At 62.3% G+C, this 20084-nt stretch carries 16 protein-coding genes and 2 tRNA genes; 11 read left to right on the forward strand and 7 right to left on the reverse strand.

The genetic code is table 11. The features are described from left to right. The first annotated feature begins 138 nt into the window (after positions 1–138). Positions 139–3924: an autotransporter assembly complex protein TamB gene (gene tamB, locus OKC29_RS06910; RefSeq protein ID WP_073349615.1), complete on the forward strand. Its 3786-nt coding sequence runs from the start codon at positions 139–141 to the stop codon at positions 3922–3924. Positions 3925–4050: 126 nt separating this feature from the next. Here tamB and OKC29_RS06915 read toward each other — a convergent pair. Together OKC29_RS06915 and OKC29_RS06920 are read right to left on the reverse strand one after the other, a co-directional pair. Next, positions 4051–4135: transfer RNA gene (locus OKC29_RS06915), tRNA-Tyr, on the reverse strand. Positions 4136–4186: 51 nt separating this feature from the next. Next, positions 4187–4271 (reverse strand) — tRNA-Tyr (locus OKC29_RS06920). Positions 4272–4396: 125 nt separating this feature from the next. On the opposite strand from OKC29_RS06920, the gene OKC29_RS06925 reads away from it, so the two are divergent. Then, positions 4397–4912: a VC2046/SO_2500 family protein gene (locus OKC29_RS06925; protein ID WP_073352387.1), complete on the forward strand. Its 516-nt coding sequence runs from the start codon at positions 4397–4399 to the stop codon at positions 4910–4912. A gap of 81 nt (positions 4913–4993) precedes the next feature. On the opposite strand, the gene hpf is transcribed toward OKC29_RS06925, so the two are convergent. After that, positions 4994–5332 (reverse strand): ribosome hibernation-promoting factor, HPF/YfiA family, encoded by a 339-nt coding sequence (hpf, locus tag OKC29_RS06930; RefSeq protein ID WP_016350234.1) that lies wholly within the window; start codon positions 5330–5332, stop codon positions 4994–4996. 371 nt (positions 5333–5703) lie between these two features. Here hpf and OKC29_RS06935 point away from each other — a divergent pair, with 371 nt between their 5' ends. The 5 genes from OKC29_RS06935 to yciA all read left to right on the forward strand — a co-directional run bounded on the left by OKC29_RS06935 (position 5704) and on the right by yciA (position 12995). Beyond that, the gene (locus tag OKC29_RS06935) at positions 5704–8220 is read left to right on the forward strand and encodes a putative bifunctional diguanylate cyclase/phosphodiesterase (RefSeq protein ID WP_073349616.1); all 2517 of its coding nucleotides are present in this window, start codon (positions 5704–5706) and stop codon (positions 8218–8220) included. 84 nt (positions 8221–8304) lie between these two features. Beyond that, positions 8305–10221, forward strand: a complete 1917-nt coding sequence (locus tag OKC29_RS06940) for a transglycosylase SLT domain-containing protein (protein WP_073349617.1) — start codon at positions 8305–8307, stop codon at positions 10219–10221. A gap of 179 nt (positions 10222–10400) precedes the next feature. Beyond that, a complete protein-coding gene (locus tag OKC29_RS06945) occupies positions 10401–11399 on the forward strand; it encodes a LacI family DNA-binding transcriptional regulator (RefSeq protein WP_024943788.1) in 999 nt (332 codons plus the stop codon). 258 nt (positions 11400–11657) lie between these two features. After that, a complete protein-coding gene (locus OKC29_RS06950; RefSeq protein WP_073349618.1) occupies positions 11658–12470 on the forward strand; it encodes an NAD-dependent epimerase/dehydratase family protein in 813 nt (270 codons plus the stop codon). A gap of 129 nt (positions 12471–12599) precedes the next feature. Continuing rightward, on the forward strand, positions 12600–12995 hold the full coding sequence (yciA, locus tag OKC29_RS06955; RefSeq protein WP_005299258.1) for an acyl-CoA thioester hydrolase YciA: 396 nt from the start codon (positions 12600–12602) through the stop codon (positions 12993–12995). A gap of 6 nt (positions 12996–13001) precedes the next feature. Here the strand turns inward: yciA and OKC29_RS06960 are convergent, their stop codons facing one another. Continuing rightward, complete coding sequence (locus tag OKC29_RS06960; RefSeq protein WP_005299261.1) at positions 13002–13226, reverse strand: hypothetical protein; 225 nt, start codon at positions 13224–13226, stop codon at positions 13002–13004. A gap of 111 nt (positions 13227–13337) precedes the next feature. On the opposite strand from OKC29_RS06960, the gene OKC29_RS06965 reads away from it, so the two are divergent. Then, positions 13338–14183 carry an endonuclease/exonuclease/phosphatase family protein gene (locus OKC29_RS06965; RefSeq protein ID WP_016350239.1) on the forward strand — a complete coding sequence of 282 codons (846 nt, stop codon included), beginning with the start codon at positions 13338–13340 and terminating at the stop codon, positions 14181–14183. 86 nt (positions 14184–14269) lie between these two features. On the opposite strand, the gene OKC29_RS06970 is transcribed toward OKC29_RS06965, so the two are convergent. Further along, positions 14270–15817 carry a LysM peptidoglycan-binding domain-containing protein gene (locus OKC29_RS06970; protein ID WP_011705461.1) on the reverse strand — a complete coding sequence of 516 codons (1548 nt, stop codon included), beginning with the start codon at positions 15815–15817 and terminating at the stop codon, positions 14270–14272. 70 nt (positions 15818–15887) lie between these two features. Then, on the reverse strand, positions 15888–16652 hold the full coding sequence (gene gloB / locus OKC29_RS06980; protein WP_073349620.1) for a hydroxyacylglutathione hydrolase: 765 nt from the start codon (positions 16650–16652) through the stop codon (positions 15888–15890). A 71-nt stretch (positions 16653–16723) separates the two neighbouring features. Here gloB and OKC29_RS06985 point away from each other — a divergent pair, with 71 nt between their 5' ends. Then, positions 16724–17446 (forward strand): class I SAM-dependent methyltransferase, encoded by a 723-nt coding sequence (locus tag OKC29_RS06985; RefSeq protein ID WP_016350242.1) that lies wholly within the window; start codon positions 16724–16726, stop codon positions 17444–17446. A gap of 55 nt (positions 17447–17501) precedes the next feature. Here OKC29_RS06985 and rnhA read toward each other — a convergent pair whose 3' ends face one another. Then, positions 17502–17966, reverse strand: coding sequence for a ribonuclease HI (rnhA, locus tag OKC29_RS06990; RefSeq protein ID WP_073349621.1), 465 nt, complete (start codon positions 17964–17966; stop codon positions 17502–17504). Between the two features lie 52 nt (positions 17967–18018). Here rnhA and dnaQ point away from each other — a divergent pair, with 52 nt between their 5' ends. Both dnaQ and OKC29_RS07000 read left to right on the forward strand, forming a co-directional pair. Beyond that, a complete protein-coding gene (dnaQ, locus tag OKC29_RS06995) occupies positions 18019–18753 on the forward strand; it encodes a DNA polymerase III subunit epsilon (protein WP_011705465.1) in 735 nt (244 codons plus the stop codon). Then, positions 18750–20015: a TIGR03503 family protein gene (locus OKC29_RS07000; RefSeq protein ID WP_011705466.1), complete on the forward strand. Its 1266-nt coding sequence runs from the start codon at positions 18750–18752 to the stop codon at positions 20013–20015. The genes dnaQ and OKC29_RS07000 overlap by 4 nt, the downstream gene beginning before the upstream one ends. The last annotated feature ends 69 nt before the right edge of the window (positions 20016–20084 follow it).

A 20084-nucleotide genomic window follows, 5' to 3' on the forward strand; every position in this document is an offset into this window, starting at 1 on the left:
CAGGCTCCACTCCTCTTATCTTCTGTTCTTCTGACCGGCCGCTGCGGCTGCATCTTTCGCGGGGGTCTGCGCTGTGATCTGGGTAAAACGCATCTTTCTCTGGCCGCTGCGGCTGCGTCTTTCGCGGGGGTCTGCACTGTGATCTGGGTAAAACGTATTTTTCTCTGGCTGATGGGGCTCATCTTCCTGCTGCTCATCGGTGTCAGCCTGCTGGGCTTCACCCATCAGGGCAACAAGTGGCTGTGGCAGCAGGCCAGGGCCGCCCTGCCTTCCCTCAAGGGGGAGCTGGTGGCGGGCCAGCTTGGCTATGGCTGGACCCTGGAAGGGGTCGGCTGGCAGGACGAGCTGGTGGACGTTACTGTGGATCGCGCCGTGCTGGACTGGGATCTGGGCAAGCTGCTGCAGGGCAAGCTCTGGATCAAATCCCTTAACGTCACCCACCCGGTGGTCAAGGTGGCCGACTCCGAGCCGACCCCGGAAGAGCCGTCAGAGCCCTTCGTCTGGCACCCGCTGCCCCTGAAAATTCAGGTCGACAGCCTCCAGGTGGCGGATCTCGATGTGACGGTGCCCGGGGTGGGAGTGAGCCTCAAGTCCCTCGACATCGGCGCCACCCTCAGCCGCAAGGGGCTCATTGTGCAGGGGCCCGTGCTGGATGGCCTCAAGGTGACCCTGGCCGAGACGCAGGCCACCGAGGCTGCCAAACCGGCCAACCCCAAGGCAAGCTCCCAAGACAAGGCTGCGGCCAAGTCGCCGGTCACCGCCAAGGCGAAGCCGGCGGATGGGAGCAAGGCGCAGCAGGCAACCAAGGCAGCCCCCATCGAGCTGCCCGCCATCCGGCTGCCTTTCCCCATCCAGCTGGAGGGATTGCAGGTCACGGCGTTTCGCTATCAGCAAGGTGAATTGATTGAAGGGCTCGACAAGCTGCTGCTGTCGGCCAGTGCCGAGGGCAGCGACATCGCGCTGCGCGAGCTCTCCCTGCGCCACGCCATGGCGGATCTGGCGCTCAAGGGCAAGATCCAGCTCAAAGACGATTACCCGCTCGCCCTGACTCTGGATGCCAAGGCCCGCAAGGGGCTGCTGGATGGCGAGCTGCAGGGGCAACAGGCCTGCCTGACCCTCGGCGGTTCGGTGGGCAAGCTGGCATTGTCGCTGCAGGCCAAGGGGCCGGTGGCCGCCAGCCTCAAGGGGTCCTTGGCGGCCCTCGACCCCGACTTGCCCTTTGATGCGGGGCTGGAGTGGAAGAGCCTGGGGTGGCCGCTGCACAAGCCTGCCAAAGATGAGCCCAGCTACCGGCTGGACAAGGGCAGTTTGAGTGCCAAGGGCAAGCTTTCCGGCTACCAGTTTGTCTTGAATACCGCCGGCAAGGGCACGGACGTGCCCCCCTTCAAGTTGGCGCTGACGGGCAAGGGGGATCTGACGCAGCTGAACCAGATCAACCTGCTGCTCAACGCCCTCAAGGGGGAGCTCAAGCTGGACGGCAAGCTCGCCTGGGACAAGGGGGTACGCTGGCAGGGCACCACGGAATTCAAGGGGATCAACCCGGCCGAGCTGGTGCCCGAGCTCAAGGGGGCGCTGGCGGGCAAGATTGCCAGCCGTTTCGAGCTCGATGAGGCAGGCCACTGGCAACTGCAACTGCCCGAGCTGAAGGTGGACGGCAAGCTCAACCAGTATCCGCTGGCCATCAAGGGCAGCGCGAGCGGCAACGACAAGATGGAGTGGACCATCCCGGCGCTGACGCTGCAAAGCGGCCCCAACCAGCTGCAGGCCAAGGGCAGCCTGAGCCAGCAGGCGTGGAAGCTGGATGCGGATCTCAACGCCCCCAACCTGGCCGGGCTTTACCCCGGGCTCAAGGGGGACATCAAGGGGCAGGTGCGCCTGACCGGCAATCAGCAAGCGCCGCGGGTCACTACCGAGCTGGCTGCCAGCCGTCTCTATTATGCCGGCACCGATCTGAAGGGGATCGCCATCAAGGGCAATGCCCTGGTCGGTGACAAGCCGGCAGGGGAAGTGGCCCTGACGGTGGCCAGCCTGGTGCAGGGGGCGACCAGCCTCAGCCAGCTGGCGCTCAACCTGAGCGGCGATCTCAACCAGCATGCCCTGTCGCTGACCATGAAGGGCGACCCGGTGGCGGCCAACCTCAAGCTGAGCGGCGGTCTGCGCGGGGAGCGCTGGCGCGGCGCCCTCAGCGAGCTCAAGTTGAAGACGCCGCTGCGGCGCTGGGAGTTGAACGCGCCCTGGGCCCTGGACCTCGATCTGCCGCGTCAGCGGCTGACCATGGGGGATCTCTGCCTTGGCTCCCAGGGGGCCAGTCTCTGTGTCAAGGGCAGTCAGGTGTCGGCCCAGCAGGGCAGCCTGGAGTTTGCCCTCAACCAGTTTGACCTCAAGCGCCTGCGGCCCTGGCTGCCGGACAACTTCCGCTGGCAGGCGGTGCTCTCCGCCGACGGGCGGGCCAGCTGGCGCGGCAATCAGCCGACCCTGCACGCCACCGTGCGCACCACGCCGGGCACCTTCGTGGCCGACGAGCTCAAGACCGACTACCAGCGCCTCGAGCTCGGGGTGGACTTCGAGCGCCAGCAGGCGGCCATCCGGCTCGACTTTGTCTCCGAGCAGATCGGCAACATCGACACCAAGCTCTATATCCGGGATCCGTCCGGTCGCGGCAATCTCTCCGGCCAGCTCAAGTTTGACGACCTCAAGCTGACCACCTTCGCCCCGCTCATCCCCGAGGTGCGCTCCCTGCAAGGAGTCATCTCGGCCGATGCCCGTTTCGACGGTACCCTGGCCTCGCCGCTGCTGTTTGGCCAGCTCAACCTGCTGGATGGGGAAGTGCAGACCCACTCCGACATGGTGACCCTGTCCAAGCTGGTGACCCGCCTCAAGATTGAAGGCAACCGGGCCGAGCTCGACGGCACCATGCTGGTGGGCAAGGGGCCGCTGGCACTGGGGGGCTGGCTGAGCTGGGCGCAACTGCCGGTCACCGGCAGCCTCACCATCCAGGGCAAGGAGCTGGAAGCCCAGTATCCTGGCATGGGCCGGGTGCGGGTCTCCCCGGACATCGCCATCTCGCTGGGGGAGGAGACCCGGATCACCGGTCAGGTCGACATCCCCTGGGCGAGGATCCTGGTCAAGAGCCTGCCCGAGAGTGCGGTGGCGGTGTCGGACGACGTGACCGTGGTCTACGACGATCTGCCGCCGGTGCCCAAGGCGGCGCCGCTGCCGATGGCGATCAAGCTGGCCATCCGGTTGGGTGACGACGTGCGGCTGGAGGCGATGGGGCTCAAGACCAAGGTGGGGGGCGGCATCAACATCCGCCAGGATCCCTCGCGGCCGCTGGCGGGCAACGGCCAGCTGGTGCTCAACGACGGGCGCTTCAAGGCCTATGGCCAGAACCTCATCATCAAGGATGGCCGCATCCTCTTCTCCGGCCCCCTCGATCAGCCGTTCCTCAACATAGAGGCGTATCGGGATCCCGATACCATAGAAGACAAGGTGACGGTGGGGGTGCGGGTGACCGGGCCGGCCAGCAAGCCCAAGATCACCGTCTACTCGGAGCCGCAGCTGGCCCAGTCCGAGCAGCTCTCCTACTTGCTGCGCGGCAAGGGGCTGCAAACCAGCGGCGAGGATGGCGGCTTCAACGGCCTGTTGGTGGCGGGCGCGGTCAGCCAGGCCAACGGTGTGGTCTCCAGTCTGGGGGAATCCCTCGGCATGAGCGACGTGGCCCTCGATACCGCCGGCAGTGGTGACAACACCCAGGTGACCTTGTCGGCCTATCTGCTGCCGGGGCTGCAGTTCCAGTATGGGGTCGGGGTGTTCAGCCCCATCGCCGAGTTCAAGCTGCGCTACGAGCTGATGCCCAGGCTCTACCTGCAGGCCATGAGCGGGGTGGCCCAGGCGGTGGATATCTTCTATCGCTTCACCCTGTAGCGGCAGGAAGAGACAAAAACGGGAGGCGCAAGCCTCCCGTTTTTATTGGCGATATTTATGCTGCTGATGAACATAGGGGGGGCTGAAAAGCGAAAACCCGGCGCTAGGCCGGGTTTTCTTGAATGATGGTGGAGGGAGAAGGATTCGAACCTTCGAAGGCAGAGCCGTCAGATTTACAGTCTGATCCCTTTGGCCGCTCGGGAACCCCTCCACGGGGTATTGCCAATTTTGTTCACGGCAGGTGCCGTGACTGCACTTGAAATGGTGGAGGGAGAAGGATTCGAACCTTCGAAGGCAGAGCCGTCAGATTTACAGTCTGATCCCTTTGGCCACTCGGGAACCCCTCCACAAGTGCGAGGCGCATACTAACAGATCTGCCGGGGTTGTGAACCCCTTGGCGGGATTTTTCCTGCTTAAAGGATCGGATTTGCGGCCGATAAAGGATGAAACCACCGTTTCCAAGAGTTATCTCATGCTACCCAGCGCCATTCGTGAGCAGTGGCTGGTGGACGAGGCCCAGCTGGGGCAACGTCTCAACCAGGATCTCCAGCACGGAGACAGGGCTGACTTTCGCCTGCATTTGGCCCTGCTGACCGATGCGGTGGAAGAGCAGCCCTGGTTCGACCCGAGGCAGCAAACAAAGGGTGAGAGCCGGGTCTGGCGCAGCCGCTTTGAGCTGCCGCCAGCCACGCCCCTGCAGGGCAGTGCGGAAGATGAAGAGGCCGCTTTGCTCAACGAGCGGCTGCAACAGGGGGGCTCCATGGTGGATGTGCGGCTCTGGCTGGCGCTGCGCTCACCGCCGCTGCTTGGCGTCCCGCCGGTGCTGGAGCCCGCCGTCTATGACAACCTCTCGCCGCTTGGACGGGAGCGCTGGCAGAGCAAGTTGGCGGATCAGCCCAGACGCGACGATCCCCTGCTGATGCTGCCGATCCTCGATACGCTCAAGGCGGGGGTGGATGCCAGGCTGCACTGGCTCAGTGGTTGCTGAAGGCGGCAAGCGCCGGCATTCGGGCAGCAAAAAGGCGGGAAGATCCCGCCTTTGTCGTTGTTGGCTGTGCCGTGGTGCAGTTTATGCGTCGGCTTCATCCTCTTGCGGCACTTCCTTGCCAGCCGCTGCGGCGCGACGGGCGATGGGTTTTTCGGTGTGGCGGTTGATCTGGCGCTCCAGCTTTTGCCCCAGTTCGGTGATGGCGGCGTACAAGTCCTCATGTTCTGCCTGGGCAAACAGCTTGCCGTTGGGGATGCCAGCAGTGGCTTCAACGATAAACATCAGACGCTCTTTGGAGACAATCACATGGGGTGTGATAAGAGGCACCTGAAGACGCTCGAGCTTGTCAAAACGGGATTCAATGCGCTCGCGGATAGCCGGGGTGATGTCGATGATTTTGCTGGTAATTTCGATTTTCATATTGGCCCCCTTCGGGTCGTCTTGCTTGTGTCTTCACCTTCAGATTACTCATGGCTGAACATTAAAATGTGATCTGCGTCACGAAGTGTGGCCTTGCTTCCGAGGGGAGGAATAAATTGTGATCTTTTCCCGTTCTGCACCAAAAAGCGCTTGAGCTCCACGAAACTGGCAGGCAGTATGGAGAAACTTGGATCGTTTCTGTCCCTTCGTGGCAGCGCCGCATGTCGACCTCATGTCCGGTTTTCACCGCTTAGTCTCGCATCTTTTGCACTTTCTCCCCGCACCGCCCTTGCCGACGTGCGCGCTGTGAATGTGGGCGCTGCCAAGTCGTCAGGGACTTGAACGTGGTTGTTGTGGTGTTGGAGTAGTACATGAAACAGCAGGCCACTCAGATGATGTGGTTTTATGATCGGCAACACGCCCAGTGGAGTCTGTCCGATCATGCCTCCTACCAGCTCTGGCAAGGAGAGGGGCCTCACCCCTGGTTCGGGCAATTGGCGCCAGATGACGAGGCCGGCTTTGCCGACTTTCTCGCCAGACTTTACCACTCACAGCAACCGGCCCAGTTCATCGGTCACCTTTGCGAGGAGGGGGGCGAGGTGCGCCATGTGCTCTGGAGCGGCCAGTACGTGCCAGCCCAGCAGATGTGCTGCGGCTGGATTGCGCCGCTCGACACTACCCGCAGCACCCAGCTGCCTGCCGATCTCTCCCAGCAGCTGCCGCTGCTGCAAGACCCCTTGTTGACCCAGCTGGCCCAGGCGCTCTCTGCCCGGACCGGGCTCGATTTCTTCAATACCCTGGTCAACCAGCTGGCCCACATCCTGGTGGCGGACGCGGTCTGGCTGGCGGAGCGCACCGGCAGCGGACGGCTCAAGGTGCTGGCCTGCCACGGCATCGACCTCAAGGAGTACGAACTCGACGGCATGCCCTGCCAGCAGGTCTATCTGGCGGGGGAGGCCTGCGTCATTCCCCTGGCGAACGATCAGCCCTCCTATACCGGTTTCAAGGCGGGGCAGGGCTACTACGGCCTGCCGCTGTGTGATCGCAATGGCCAGATCCTGGGCCACCTGGCGCTGCTTTTCTCCGATCAGAGCGCGATCCCCAATCTGGGGTCGGTGCTGACCACCTTCTCCATGCGGATGGTGGCGGAGCTGGAACGGCTGCAGAGCGATGCCCAGCTGCGCCTCTCGGCCGTAGCGTTTGAAACCCATGAAGGGATCATCATCACCGACCCCGATTTCAAGATTTTGCGGGTCAACCACGCCTTCAGCCAGATCACCGGCTTTGACAGCCAGCGGGTGATCGGCCTGCATCTGGGCAACGATCTCTGGTGCGGGCTGGGGGGACTTGGCTACGAGCTCGGCACCCTGAGCCGCTGGCAGGGGGAGACCCAACGGCTGCACGCGGACGGCTACCCCTATCCGCAGTGGGAAATAGTCACCCCGGTGCAGGATGACAGGGGGGAGATCAGCCACTTCGTCATCTGCTTCGAGGATATCTCCGAGCGCAAGGAGGCCGAGCGCCGCATCCAGGATCTCGCCTATTACGACGAGCTGACCGGCCTGCCCAACCGCCGCCAGCTGCACGAGACCCTGGCCCACGCCTTTGGCGAGGCGAGCCGCGACTATCTGATCGGCGCCCTGCTGTTCATCGATCTGGATCACTTCAAGACCATCAACGACTCCCTCGGCCACGCCACCGGCGACTGGCTGCTCAAGGAGGTCGCCAGTCGGCTCAAGCGGCTGGTACGGCAGGGGGATTGTCTGGCGCGGCTCGGCGGCGACGAGTTCGTGCTGCTGTTGCCCTCGCTTTCGGCCAGCCCCCCCCAGGCGGAGATGCAGGCCGACCTTATCGCCGAACGGCTCATCAGCGAGATTGCGGCCCCCTACAACCATGCGGGCCAGGTGCTGCATATTGGCGCCAGCGTCGGCATCACCCTCTTCCCCGGCCGGGAGCAGGGGGTGGACGATCTGCTCAAGCAGGCGGACACCGCCATGTATCAGGCCAAGTCGGCCGGTCGCAAGACCCGGCGCTTCTTCGATGCCTCCATGCAGTTGCAGGCGGATCGCCGGCTGCTCATCCACAACGAACTGCGCAGCGCCCTTAACCAGCAGGAGCTGACCCTCTACTACCAGCCCCAACACATGGTGGAGGGGGGCGACATCATCGGCGTCGAGGCGCTGATCCGCTGGCAGCCGCCTGGCCGGGCCCTGGTGTCGCCCGCCGAGTTCATTCCCATCGCCGAGGAGACGGACCTTATCGTCGACATCGGCAACTGGGTGTTGTACGAAGCCTGCGCCCAGTACGTGCGCTGGGAGGAGAACGGCATTCACATCCCGCAGCTGTCGGTGAACGTCAGTGCCAAGCAGTTTCACGCCACCGATTTCGTCGACCGGATCCACGACGTGCTGGCCTCCACCGGCATGGATCCCGCCAGCCTGAATCTGGAGATCACCGAGTCCGTGGTGCTGGGTCATGCGGAAGACACCATCAGCAAGATGAGCGAGCTCAAGGCGCTTGGCATCAGCTTTGCCATCGATGACTTCGGCGCCGGTTACTCCTCCCTGAGCTACCTCAAGCGGTTGCCGGCGGACGAGCTCAAGATCGATCGCTCCTTCATCCAGGACATCCCGCGCGATGGCGACAACATGGCCATCGTAGAGGCGGTGATCGCCATGGCGCGCCACATGGGCTTCAACGTGACGGCGGAAGGGGTGGAGTCGCGTCAGCAGCTGGAGTTTCTGCAGGCCCAAGGCTGCCACTTCTACCAGGGCTACCTGGCTTCCAAGCCGCTGCCGGTGCCCTATCTGGAGCGCTACGTGCAGCGTCTTGCCCGCAGCGAAAGCCCGCTGGCCGGGAGTAAAAATAGTCTCGCCGGCGAGCTGTAGCCCCTCGGGTTAACGGGTAGAATGAGGGAATATGACACCACCGCCAACGGGCGGTGGCATTGCCTCTCAATGGAGACGTCTCTCGTGAAAGCCGTGCAGGGAATCATTTTATCGGCGCTGTGCGTGCCGGGGCTGCTGACGCAGGTTGCGGCGCAGACCCTGGAACAATCTCTCTATCGCCAGGCTTATGACGCGGTGCGGGCCGACGATCAGGCCCGTTTTCAGCAAATTCGCGCCCGTTTGACCCATTATCCGCTGCTGCCCTATCTCGATTACTACCAGTTGGCCTTTCGGCCCGGGGCGGCGGAGTATGACGACGTGACCCGCTTTATCCGCGAGCACGGCGACACCCCCCAATCCAACCGGCTGGAGCGCAGTTACCTCACCTATCTGGCCCAGAGCCAGCAGTGGTCCCAGTTCCTGCGCTTCTATCCGGCCAAGCCGAACTCCACCGATCTGCTCTGCATGCACTATCAGGCGCGCTACTACACCGGCCAGCAGAGCCAGGCACTGCAGGAGGCGGGCAAGCTCTGGCTGAGCGGGCAGTCTCGCCCCGATGCCTGCGATCCCCTGTTCCAGCTATGGCAACAGGCCGGCTTGCGCACCCAGGAGAAGATCTGGACCCGCATGACCTTGGCCTTCGAGGCGGAGAACCCGAACCTTATCCGCCACCTCGGCGCTCAGCTTGGCAGCGGCATGAAGGCGTACGGGGATCAGATGATTACCCTGTTCGAGCAGCCCGCCAAGGCGATGAACACGGCCTATTTCACTACCGCCGCCCCCTCCAAAAAGTTGCTGTTGCTGGGGCTGGCCCGCTATGCCAACCAGCAGCCGGAAGCGGTGCTGGGGCAGCTCGGCTATCTGCGCTCGCGTTTCGCGCTGAGCACCGCCGAGCTCAAACCGGTGGAACGGGCGGTGGCCAGACGGCTGCTGCTGGATCGCTCAACCGCCCAGCGCAACTGGCTGGATGCGACCGTGGTGCGCCAGGCCGACCCGGATCTGCTGGAGCTGCGGGCCCGGCTCGCCATCTGGGAGCAGGACTGGAAAGGGCTCTCCGGCTGGGTCAAGCGCATGCCCATGGGTCTGCAGAAGGAGGATCGCTGGCGCTACTGGCTGGCGCGTTCGCTGGAGGTACAGGGTCAGCAGAAACCGGCGCGGGATCTCTATCTGGAGACCGCCAATCTGCGCGGCTTCTATGGTTTCATGGCGGCGCAGCGCAGCGGCGTGCCCTATCGGATGAAGAATCAGAGCGTGGCGAAGAAGGTGCCGGACTGGCGCACCGCCAGCAGCCGCTGGCCCTTCCTGCTGCGGGTGCGCGAGTTGCTCGACATGAACGAGATCACGGCGGCGCGGGCGGAGTGGATCCACAACATGGATCGCAATCCGGTGGCCCAGCGCCTCGAGTTCGGCCACATCGCCCTCAACCAGGGCTGGCATGAACTGGCCATTCTGGCCAGCATCCGGGCTGAGGCCTGGGATGCCCTCGATTTGCGCTTCCCGCTGCCGCTCAAGCACACCTTCTCCCAGATGGCGCAGGAGCGGACCATGAACACCAGCCTGCTCTACGCCATTTCCCGTCAGGAGAGCGCGCTCTACCCGCTGGCACAGTCGCCGGTCGGGGCGAGGGGACTGATGCAGCTGATGCCGACCACCGCCAAGGAGACGGCCAGCAAGCTGGGGGTGCCCTATCGCAACGAGCAGCAGTTGTTTGATCCCGCCATGAACATCCGTCTTGGCAGCGCCTATCTCAAACGGCTGCTGGATGTGTACGACGGCAACCGGATCCTGGCGGCTGCGGCCTACAATGCCGGCCCCGGCCGGGTGAAACGCTGGCGCGATCAGAGTGCGGACAAGCCGATGGATGTCTGGGTCGAGAGCATCCCTTACAAGGAGACGCGCAACTATGTGCAGAACGTGCTGTCGTTCGATCTCATCTATCAGCACAAGCTGCAGCAGCCGCTGCGCTTCATGTCCGAGCGCGAGCTGAGTCACGCTTATTGAGACGGCTGCCGCCCTGGCGGCAGCCGGATTCCCATTCCCTCCCCAAAATGGTTATTATCCCATAAGGTTTTGTTACAAAAGGAAACCTGCCAGGTGATCGGGCGCCATCTCTTGGTCTGGCAGGTTCGTTATAATCGCCCGTTCAACACAGACAGGCTCCCCCAACAAAGGAATTGATAGTGGCAACGATTAAAGACGTTTCCCGGTTGGCTAATGTGTCCATTTCAACTGTGTCGCGAGTCATCAACAATACGGCGCAGGTGGCACCAGAAAAGCGTGAGGCCGTCATGGCGGCCATGAAGGAACTCAATTTTCGTCCCAACAGCTTTGCCCAGGCGCTGGTCAGCAAGCGCTCCAACTGCATCGGTGTGCTGGTGGGGGATCTGTGTGGTGGCCCCTTCTTCGCCCAGATGATGCGCGGCATCGAGAGCGTGGTGGACAAGGCGGACAAGTTCACCATCGTCATGTCCGGCAATCACGACGAGGTACGCGAGCGTCACGCCATTCAGGCGCTGCTGCAGCGCCAGTGCGATGCGCTGATCCTGCACAGCAAGGCGCTGCCCGACGAGGAGCTGAGCGAGCTGGTGGCGGGCAGCACCCCGGTGGTCTTCATCAACCGCCAGGTGCCGGGTGCCGAAGATCGCTGCGTCTGGCTGGACAACCAGGCCGGCATCACCACCGCCTGCCAGCACCTGCTGGATGCGGGCCATCGCAAGATTGCCTTCGTCACCTCGGACGATGAAGAGTTCGTCGATGGCCAGCAGCGGATGGCGGGGTATCATCACGCCCTGCAGCGGGCCGGCATCGCTCTTGATCCTGCCCTCATCGGCCGCGCCTTTGCCGACGAGAACGGCGGTTACGTGGCGATGGGCGAGCTGCTGGATCGGGGGGTTGAGTTTACCGCCGTGCTCGGTTTCAACGACGCCATGGTGGCGGGGGCCATCTCCTGTCTGCTGGAGCGGGGATACAAGATCCCGCAGCAGATCTCGGTGGTGGGTTTCGATGACATTCCCTATGCCCGCTACATCTATCCCAAGCTCACCACGGTGCGCTACCCCATCGAGGAGATGGGCGGCCGGGCTGCCGAGCTGGCGCTGAGCCTGCTGGATCACAAGCCGGCCGAGGGGCTGGAGCTCAAGTTCGAGGCCGAGCTGGTCAGACGGGAATCCGTCGCCTGAGTAGCCGACATTGGCCCTGAATGGGCCAATGTTGCTTCCCTATTTTGCGGAAAAATTGAAAGCGTTTTCAGAAATCCTTTTCAACTGTGATCCGCTTCAAAGCTTTTTGGACTGCCTGCCACTAGCATAGGCCCCACGAATTAGGAGCCTGCGCTCCCGATTTTCCCGCTGTGGGAGGTAACTGGTTAATCCAGCTATTTCCTTCGTTACTTTCGACGGTCATCATGGATGGCCGTTTTTTTTTGCCAGGATTTTGTCATGACAACAGAGAGTGAATACCAGACGGGGATCGTGGGCGCTGGCTGGCTGGGGTTGCCGCTGGCCCGGGCACTACAGGCCGAGGGTCGCCAGGTGGCGGTGACGGTCAGCTCGGCCCAGAAAGCCGCGCAGCTGAATGCGGAGGGGCTGCAGGCCTGGCCGCTGCAACTGGGCACCGGGCTGACCGCCCTGCCGTTTCGCTGCCGCGAGCTGGTGATCTGCGTGCCGCCGAGCAAGGTCGAGGATTACCCGGCCGCCATCGGGCGGGTGGCCGAGCTGGCGCAGGCCGCCGGCGTGCAGCGGCTGCTGTTCGTGAGTGCCACCTCGGTCTGGGCGCCGGGGCAGGGGGAGGATGAATACCCCATGCCTGCCCACGAGCGCGGGATGCGGATGCTGGCTGCCGAGCAGGCGGCGATGGGGGCCGGCATTCCCTGTGCCATGGTGCTGCGCCCGGCCGGGCTGTACGGGCCACAGCGCCATCCCGGCCGCTTCCTGGCGGGCAAGACCCTGGAGGGGGGCGGCCAGGCGGTGAACCTGGTGCACCTGGATGACGTGGTGGCAGCCTGTCAGCTGCTGCTGGCGCAGGGAAAGGATGGCGATGCCTACAACCTGAGTGCGCCGGTGCACCCGCGCCGGGAGCAGTTCTACCCCTTTGCTGCGCGCCAGCTGGACCTGCCGGCCCCGGTCTTCATCGAACCGGCCGGCCGGTTTGTCCCCGTCGAGGGGCTGCGCATCTGCGAGCAGCTCGGCTTTGTCTATCGCTGGCCCGATCCGGCGCACTGGTTTGCCGAACTGGCGGCCCGGGGTCACTGAGCATTATAGAGTGGGGTGCGAAGTGGGGCGCAGGCGGCGCCAATGGTGTGGTGCGGCGGGCAATTGAGGTTTGCCAAGGGGGGGCTCGCCCCCTATCATGCCGCCATCCATAAAGAGAGAGCGGTAAAGATGGTAGATACAAGACGTCACCCCGATGGGGAACTGTTGCTGAGAACCCTGGCAATGCCAGCCGATACCAACCCCAATGGCGATATCTTTGGGGGCTGGATCATGTCCCAGATGGATATAGGTGGGGGCATCATGGCCAAGGAGCTGGCAAAAGGACGTATTTGTACCGTATCCGTCGAGGGCATGACCTTTCACAGCCCGGTCAAGGTGGGTGACGTGGTGTGCTGTTACGGGCGCTGCCTGAAGATCGGTCGCAGCTCCATGCGGCTGAAGCTGGAGGTGTGGGTCAAGCCGGTGCTACGTGAAAACGAGGCCCAGCGCTACTGTGTGACCGAAGGGATCTTCACCTATGTCGCCATCGACGAACAGGGAAAATCCCGTCCGGTACCGGTCTGATCCGGCTCAGATAAGCCGGGCGTTGATGATGGATATTTCCTGCTCAAACCCGGTTTTTTGCCGTATCATGCGTTCCAGCATCTCTTCCGAGCCGACGCACTGCTGGGTGTCGAACAGGCAGAGATCGCACTGGGGATCCCGTCTGATCTGATAGACGGTGGAAAGCTCCACTTGATGACAATTTCCTTGTTGATCATAAAATGTCACGCGGTACTGGTGCTGTCTCGCCATCGTTGAATTCCTTCTGGATGAGCCGGGCCGGACACGAGCTATCAGCCTAGTCGGCAGCGATGATATTTGTGATGGTCAGGACACAATGCAGAGGCAGGTGGTTGTTAGCCAATGAAAAATAGTTATCGCATTCTGGGGACGTCGCTGCTGACGTTGGGACTGGTCGGCTGTTTCGAGGTGCCGGATCAGGATCACCTGGTCACGGCGCAGGGCATCATTCCCGGCGCCAACTGCCAGAAGCCGCCGCTGGTGGCGCTGGCCTCCACCGCCTTGCCACGCGAGTTTGGCATTACCGTCTGGAATCTCTACAAGGGTCAGCGTAAAAACTGGCGCGAGGGGCTGGACGAGTATGCCAAATCCCAGGATCTGGTACTGCTGCAGGAGTCGGCGACCCGCCCCGACATGCTGGAATGGCTGAAGGCCGGTGATTTCCAGTGGCAGCAATTGCAAGCCTTTACCCAGGGCGGCGTCTCCTTCGGCGTGATGACGGTCGCCAAGACGCCACAGGCGTTCGTGTGCGGCGTGCGCTCCCCCGAGCCGCTGCTGCGCATCCCCAAATCCGGTCTGGTCAGCCTCTACCCCTTGCAGGGGGATCCTGACGGCGTGCTGGTGGTGAACCTGCATGCGGTGAATTTCGAGCTGGGGATGGCGACCTTTCGCGAGCAGCTCAACGATCTGACCGCCCTCATCCATCGCCATCAGGGCCCGGTCATTCTGGCCGGGGATTTCAACACCTGGAGCGACAAGCGCGAATTCTGGCTGAACAAGCTGGTGGGCGAACTGGGGCTGCAGGAGGCGATCCCGGTGCCGGATCTGCGCCGGACCGCTTTCGGCCGGCCGCTCGATCACCTCTACTACCGCAACCTTGACCTAGTGGAAGTGAGCAGCCCGGCGACCGATGCCTCGGATCACAACCCCATCATGGCCCGTTTCGCGGCCCAGGCCATCACCCCCTGAATCCGCACAGGCCACCAGGGTGGCCTGTGCCAGATAAAAAAATACCCCGCCAGAGGCGGGGTATTTTTTTATGCAGTGATGAACGATCAGCTGTTGTTCTTCACGAACAGGGTCAGCTCCTGACCCGGTTTGAGGTAATCGCTCTTGCCCAGCTGATTCCAGCGCATCACATCCATCACGGCAACCTGAAAACGGGCGGCGATGGAGGAGAGGGAATCACCGCGGCGTACCTGATAGACCATGGACTTGTTGCTGCTCTTGCCCTGCTTGGGCCAGACCACCAGCTTCATGCCCGGCTTCAAGGCCGACTTGGCGTTGAGACCGTTCCACTTGGCCAGCTCGTCATGGGTTACCCCGTGCGCCTGGCTGATGCTCCACAGATTGTCACCGGCACGCACCTTGTACTGGATCTTGCCGGCACTGCGGCTGGCGAGCTGCTGTGGCTTGCTCTGGGCGCTCTGACTGACCACCGGCTTGCTGCCGCTGGTCGGGATCATCAGGGTCTGGCCACGGCGCAGGTGGTTGCCACTCAGGTTGTTGGCCAGTTTGAGCTGCTGCACGCTCACCCCGTGATTCTGGGCGATGCGAGAGAGGGTGTCGCCGCTGGTGACCTGATAGGAGCGGGTGCGGATGCGCTCGCTCTGGGGCAGATCGGCCAGGGCCAGCTCCAGGGTATCGGCATACTCGACCGGTACCAGCAGGCGATAGGGCCCCTTGGGTGAGGTCGACCAGCGCGTCAGGGCCGGATTGACCTCTTTCAGCTGGGCAGGACGCAGGCCTGCCAGCTGGGCTGCCACGTTCAGATCGATCTGGCCGCCGGTGTTGACCACCCGCAGCTGAGGCTTGTTGGCCAGTACCGGCAAGGTGACATTGTACTTGTCCGCATTGCGGATCATGTCGGCCATGGCCAGGATCTTGGGCACATACATCCGGGTTTCGCGGGGCAGATCGAGTGACCAGTAGTCGGTCGGTCGGCCTGCCTTCTGATTGCGGGTGATGGCGTTGCGCACCCGTCCTTCACCGGCATTGTAAGCCGCCAGCGTCTGCAGCCAGTCGCCGTCGAAGAAACGGTTCAGGTACTCCAGATAATCCAGCGCGGCATTGGTGGAGGCCAGTACATCGCGGCGGCCGTCGTACCAGTTGTCGTGGCGCAGGCCGAAGTTCTTGCCGGTCGCAGGAACGAACTGCCACAGACCCACCGCATTGCTGCGGGAACGGGCGTGGGGATCGAACATGCTCTCGATCATGGGGATGGTAATAAGCTCCATTGGCAGCTCACGCCGTTCGATTTCCTCTACCATCAGATACAGGTAGGGCTCAGCCCGGCTGGCAATGGTCGCCAGATGCTTATCATTGCGCAACAACCAATCACGCTGCTGGCGGACACGGTCGTTCTCCTGCGGATCAAACTGCATATCATCGCTGATACGCACCCACAGGTTATCGGTGTCATCCAGTTCGTCGATCTGTTCGTCTCCGAACAGGAAGCGCGCCGAATGTTTTTTATACGCTTTTTTGTTGACTTGGGGGGACTTGATCGGCTCGATTGCCGTTAGCGCCCGGTCATCCTGATGGCTCAGGTTTTGGCAGCCGCTGAGAAACAGCGCCGCCAATAAGGCCGTTCGTACCTTCATCTCGCTCAGGTCATCTTTAGGAAAAACAGCTCGCATCATAAGGGGCAATGGCCCCCTGATCAAGGTTTGTTCAAAAAACGTCCTTCCAGGATCGCAGCACGGTGAAGGTATCCTCTGGATTTTCCAAGCATTTTAAGGCGTGTTTCTCAGCAGAAAATTTCACGGAATCCTGTTCACATCGCAGAAAAACGTTGAACTCCCGCTCATCCCCCAGCCGTGAGGGCAGACTCGGCAGACCCTGCTGGCGCAGCTTGCTGATCAGCCCGATCCGCTGCTGGATCGCCTGGTTGTCCGGCTCGACCGCGTAGGCGAAACGCAGGTTGGAGAGAGTGTACTCATGGGCACAATAAATGAGGGTGTCGTCGGGCAGGGCGGCGAGCCGCTGCAATGAGGCGTGCATCTGGGCCGGGGTACCTTCGAACAGACGGCCGCAACCGGCACTGAAGAGGGTATCGCCACAAAACAGCATGCCGTGGCCGTAATAGGCGATGTGGCCATGGGTATGACCGGGCACATGGATCACCTCAAGACTCAGGCCATGCCAGTTGATCTGATCCCCGTCATCGAGCCACTGGCCGTGATGAGCGGGCATGGGGTCAAGTTTGGGACCATAGAGCCTGGCGTGGGGGAAATGGCCGAGCAGGGCGGTGACGCCTCCCACATGATCGTGGTGGTGATGGGTCAGCAGGATCGCGTCGAGCTGCAGCTCCAGTGAGGCCAGTCGCTCCAGCACGGGTTCAGCATCGCCCGGGTCGACGACCAGGCAGTGATTTTCGTGTCGGATCAACCAGATGTAGTTGTCGTTAAAGGCAGGAACTGTGATCACTGGATACATGAGTCTGCTTCTCTTTATGGAGGGTATCTTATATAACTGGATGGCGTTCGAACCCCAAGTTGAGCCCTATTATGCAGGTGGCACGTACCGAACAACAAATCGAGATCCCGACCAGCTGGTCGGCACTGCCCATGGGGGACTGGGTAGCGGCCGAGATCCAGGAGCGGCTCGACAGCTGGTGCCCACATCTGTTTGGTTATCATCTGCTTAAAGTCGGGGCGCTGAGCGCCGAACTCTCCTGCGGCTGCTCTTCCATTCGCCACCAGATAGGGGTCGCTCCCAGTGGCAGACTGCTGGATCTCAAGGGCGATCCACTGGCCTTGCCGGTGCGCACCGGCAGCGTGGATGCCTGCCTGCTGGCTCACTGTCTCGACTTTTCGCCAGACCCCCACCAGGTGCTGCGCGAGGCGGAGCGGGTGCTGACCGACGATGGCTGGCTCATCGTCAGCGGCTACAATCCGCTCAGCCTGGTCGGCATCGGCCACTGCCTGCCTTTCCTGCGTCAACATCTGCCCTGGTCGGCTCGCATGTTTACTCCGGCGCGGGTCACCGACTGGCTGCAGCTGCTCGGGTGTGAAGTGATGTTTGACGAACGCTTTGGCTACTCGTTCATGGGCAAGCAGAGCCGAATAGGCTGGTGGCGGGAGAGTGTGGGGCGGGATTATTGCAGGCCGTTTGCGTCAGTCTACGTGATAGCGGCGCGCAAGCGGCGCTTTCCGCTGACGCCGGTACGCCGCCGCTGGCGCTTGCCCGAGTCGATTGCGACGCCGGGCATGGCGCGTCAGGGCTGGTAGCCAGTCTCGGGCGCCCTGGCTGGCGAGCGGTCCTGACGGGTGAGGCAGCCTTGGATCAGGGCTGGTAGCCTGTATCCTCGGCCAGCTGCTTGCCGCTGGCGGCCTCGCGGGCCAGCTCGTCACAGCGTTCGTTTTCCGGATGACCGGAGTGCCCCTTGACCCAGAGCCATTCGATCTGATGGCGCGCCACTTCCGCATCCAGCGCCTGCCAGAGATCGACGTTCTTGACCGGCTGGCGGCTGGTAGTCACCCATCCTTTCTTCTTCCAGCCGATGATCCACTGGGTGATCCCCTGGCGCACATACTGGCTGTCGGTGGTGAGTCTGACCTGGCAGGGCTCGTTCAGGGTGCGCAGCCCCATGATGGCGGCCATCAGCTCCATCCGGTTGTTGGTGGTGAGGCGAAAACCGCCGGCGAGCTCCTTGCGGTGCTTGCCATAGACCATGACGGCACCATAGCCGCCAGGGCCCGGGTTGCCGAGACAGGAACCATCCGTATACAAATCGATCTTTTTTAGCATGAGTCTTGGGGTAAACTAGCGGGTAAAGCCGAAGTTTGACATAGATTGGATCATGAACACACCCCAACTGAATCGCCAGATCATTCTGGATACTGAAACCACAGGTATGAACACCGCCGGTGGCCCCGTCTATCTGGGACACCGCATCATCGAGATCGGCTGTGTGGAGGTGATCAACCGCAAGCTGACCGGTAACCACTTCCACGTCTACATCAAGCCGGATCGGCTGGTGGACCCCGAGGCCATCCAGGTGCACGGCATCACCGACGAGTTCCTGCGTGACAAGCCGTCGTTCAGCCAGATCGCCGACGAGTTCATCGAGTTCATCCGCGGTGCCGAGCTGATTGCCCACAACGCGCCGTTTGACGTGAGCTTCATGGACTATGAGTTCGGCAAGCTCGGCCTCAATTTCAAGACTGCCGACATCTGCGGCATCACGGATACCTTGGCGATGGCGCGGGACCTGTTCCCGGGCAAGCGCAACAACCTCGACGTGCTGTGCGATCGCTACGGCATCGACAACTCGCACCGTACCCTGCACGGGGCTTTGCTCGATGCGGAGATCCTGGCGGACGTCTACCTGCTGATGACGGGTGGCCAGACCAAGTTGAATCTGGCTACCGAGAGCAGTGAAAATGAGAGCAACCAGGACACCAGCATCCGCCGGTTGGAGAGCAATCGCCCACCGCTCAAGGTGATCCGTGCCAGTGCCGAGATTGAGGCGGTGCACGAAGCGCGGCTGGATCTGGTGCAGAAAAAAGGAGGAGCCTGCCTGTGGCGGCAATGAGCAAGCTATGGAGCGGCCTGCTGTTATTGGCCTCGCTGACTGCCTCGGCCAACGAGGTGTTTGCCCCCTCCGACATTCCCCTGCTCGACAATCGCTTTCGCATTGATTACGGGGTGAAAGAGATCACCTTCATCGTGACGCGCAAGCCGGGCACCCCGTCGGTGATCCTGGTGCGTCCGGACGGCAGCAAGCTCTATGTGGGCAAGGTGACGCCCCCCGATGTGGGCTGGCTGGCGCTCAAGGATCAGGATCTCATCACCATCCGCGATCCCATGCCGGGCCCCTGGCAGGCCATCGGCGAGGTGGACCCGGACAACCGGGTGCGCCTGCTGTCGAACATCAGGCTGGAAACCGATCAACTGCCGACCCAGCTCTATCAGGGAGAAAGGGTCAAGCTCAAGTCCTGGCTGCTGATCGACGATGCACCGCCCAAGGCCGGTTATTACCTCACCGACCTTGGCATGACGGTGCGATTGCAGCGTTTCAACGACGCCAAGCAGGAGGGTGAGCCCATCGTTGACGAAGTGCTCGGCCACTATCGTGACGATGGCAAGGGGCTCGACGAGGTGCCGGGTGACGGCATCATGACCGCCGAGGCGGTGCTGGATGTGGCTGCGGGAAAATACCGGGCCATGTACAGCACGGGCAATCAGGTGTTCTCCCGCGCTCGCTATCAGGACGTGCTGATCTACCCGTTGCCGGTCAGCTATACCCTGGCGCCTCCCTCGCAGGAGTTTGGCGCCAAACTCTCCTTCCTGATCGATGCCGATGAGCTGGATCCGGCCTCCGTGGTGATTGAGGGCAAGGCGACCAACACGGTGGGAGCCAGCATGGCGTTCAATGCGGTGGCGACCGAACCCCGGGTGGAAGTGGATCTATCCGCCATCAAGGAGGTTGGCCAGTATGAGGTGACTGCCACCCTGTTTGGCACGACCCGGCTGGGCCGCGAGATCCAGGTCACGCTGCCGGTGAAATCGTTCAATATCTTCCCGGTGCTGGCGGCTGAGCCATCGGCGGCCTCTGCGGCTTCTGAAACCTCGGCTGCAGTGCCCAACCAGGTGAAATTCGAGGAAAAACAGAGCAGCGGCTGGCTGATCTGGTTGCTGGGTGGGGTCGGCATCCTGCTGGTCTTGCTGGGCGGCGTCGGTTTCATCTTGCTGCAAAAGCGGCGAGCACTGAAAAAAGCGATGGCGGCGCAGAAAGCCGAGAGCGAAAGCGCCAAGCCGGAAGCCAAGCTGGATCTGAACCTGCCCGAACAATAACCGGGTAACCGCATGAAAAAGCCGCCCATCGAGGCGGCTTTGTTATTTGTGGGGAAGCGGGTTAGCTGC

The sequence above is a fragment of the Aeromonas sp. QDB34 genome (genome assembly GCF_027705405.1).
Classification (GTDB): Bacteria; Pseudomonadota; Gammaproteobacteria; order Enterobacterales; family Aeromonadaceae; genus Aeromonas; species Aeromonas hydrophila.

Coding starts and splice junctions, on each gene's coding strand:
- OKC29_RS06970 (WP_011705461.1), bottom strand. CDS start 15,817: ATGAAGGTACGAACGGCCTTATTGGCGGCGCTGTTTCTCAGCGGCTGC.
- OKC29_RS06960 (WP_005299261.1), bottom strand. CDS start 13,226: ATGGCGAGACAGCACCAGTACCGCGTGACATTTTATGATCAACAAGGA.
- yciA (WP_005299258.1), top strand. CDS start 12,600: ATGGTAGATACAAGACGTCACCCCGATGGGGAACTGTTGCTGAGAACC.
- gloB (WP_073349620.1), bottom strand. CDS start 16,652: ATGTATCCAGTGATCACAGTTCCTGCCTTTAACGACAACTACATCTGG.
- OKC29_RS06925 (WP_073352387.1), top strand. CDS start 4,397: ATGCTACCCAGCGCCATTCGTGAGCAGTGGCTGGTGGACGAGGCCCAG.
- rnhA (WP_073349621.1), bottom strand. CDS start 17,966: ATGCTAAAAAAGATCGATTTGTATACGGATGGTTCCTGTCTCGGCAAC.
- OKC29_RS06935 (WP_073349616.1), top strand. CDS start 5,704: ATGAAACAGCAGGCCACTCAGATGATGTGGTTTTATGATCGGCAACAC.
- OKC29_RS06985 (WP_016350242.1), top strand. CDS start 16,724: ATGCAGGTGGCACGTACCGAACAACAAATCGAGATCCCGACCAGCTGG.
- OKC29_RS06965 (WP_016350239.1), top strand. CDS start 13,338: ATGAAAAATAGTTATCGCATTCTGGGGACGTCGCTGCTGACGTTGGGA.
- OKC29_RS07000 (WP_011705466.1), top strand. CDS start 18,750: ATGAGCAAGCTATGGAGCGGCCTGCTGTTATTGGCCTCGCTGACTGCC.
- hpf (WP_016350234.1), bottom strand. CDS start 5,332: ATGAAAATCGAAATTACCAGCAAAATCATCGACATCACCCCGGCTATC.
- dnaQ (WP_011705465.1), top strand. CDS start 18,019: ATGAACACACCCCAACTGAATCGCCAGATCATTCTGGATACTGAAACC.
- OKC29_RS06950 (WP_073349618.1), top strand. CDS start 11,658: ATGACAACAGAGAGTGAATACCAGACGGGGATCGTGGGCGCTGGCTGG.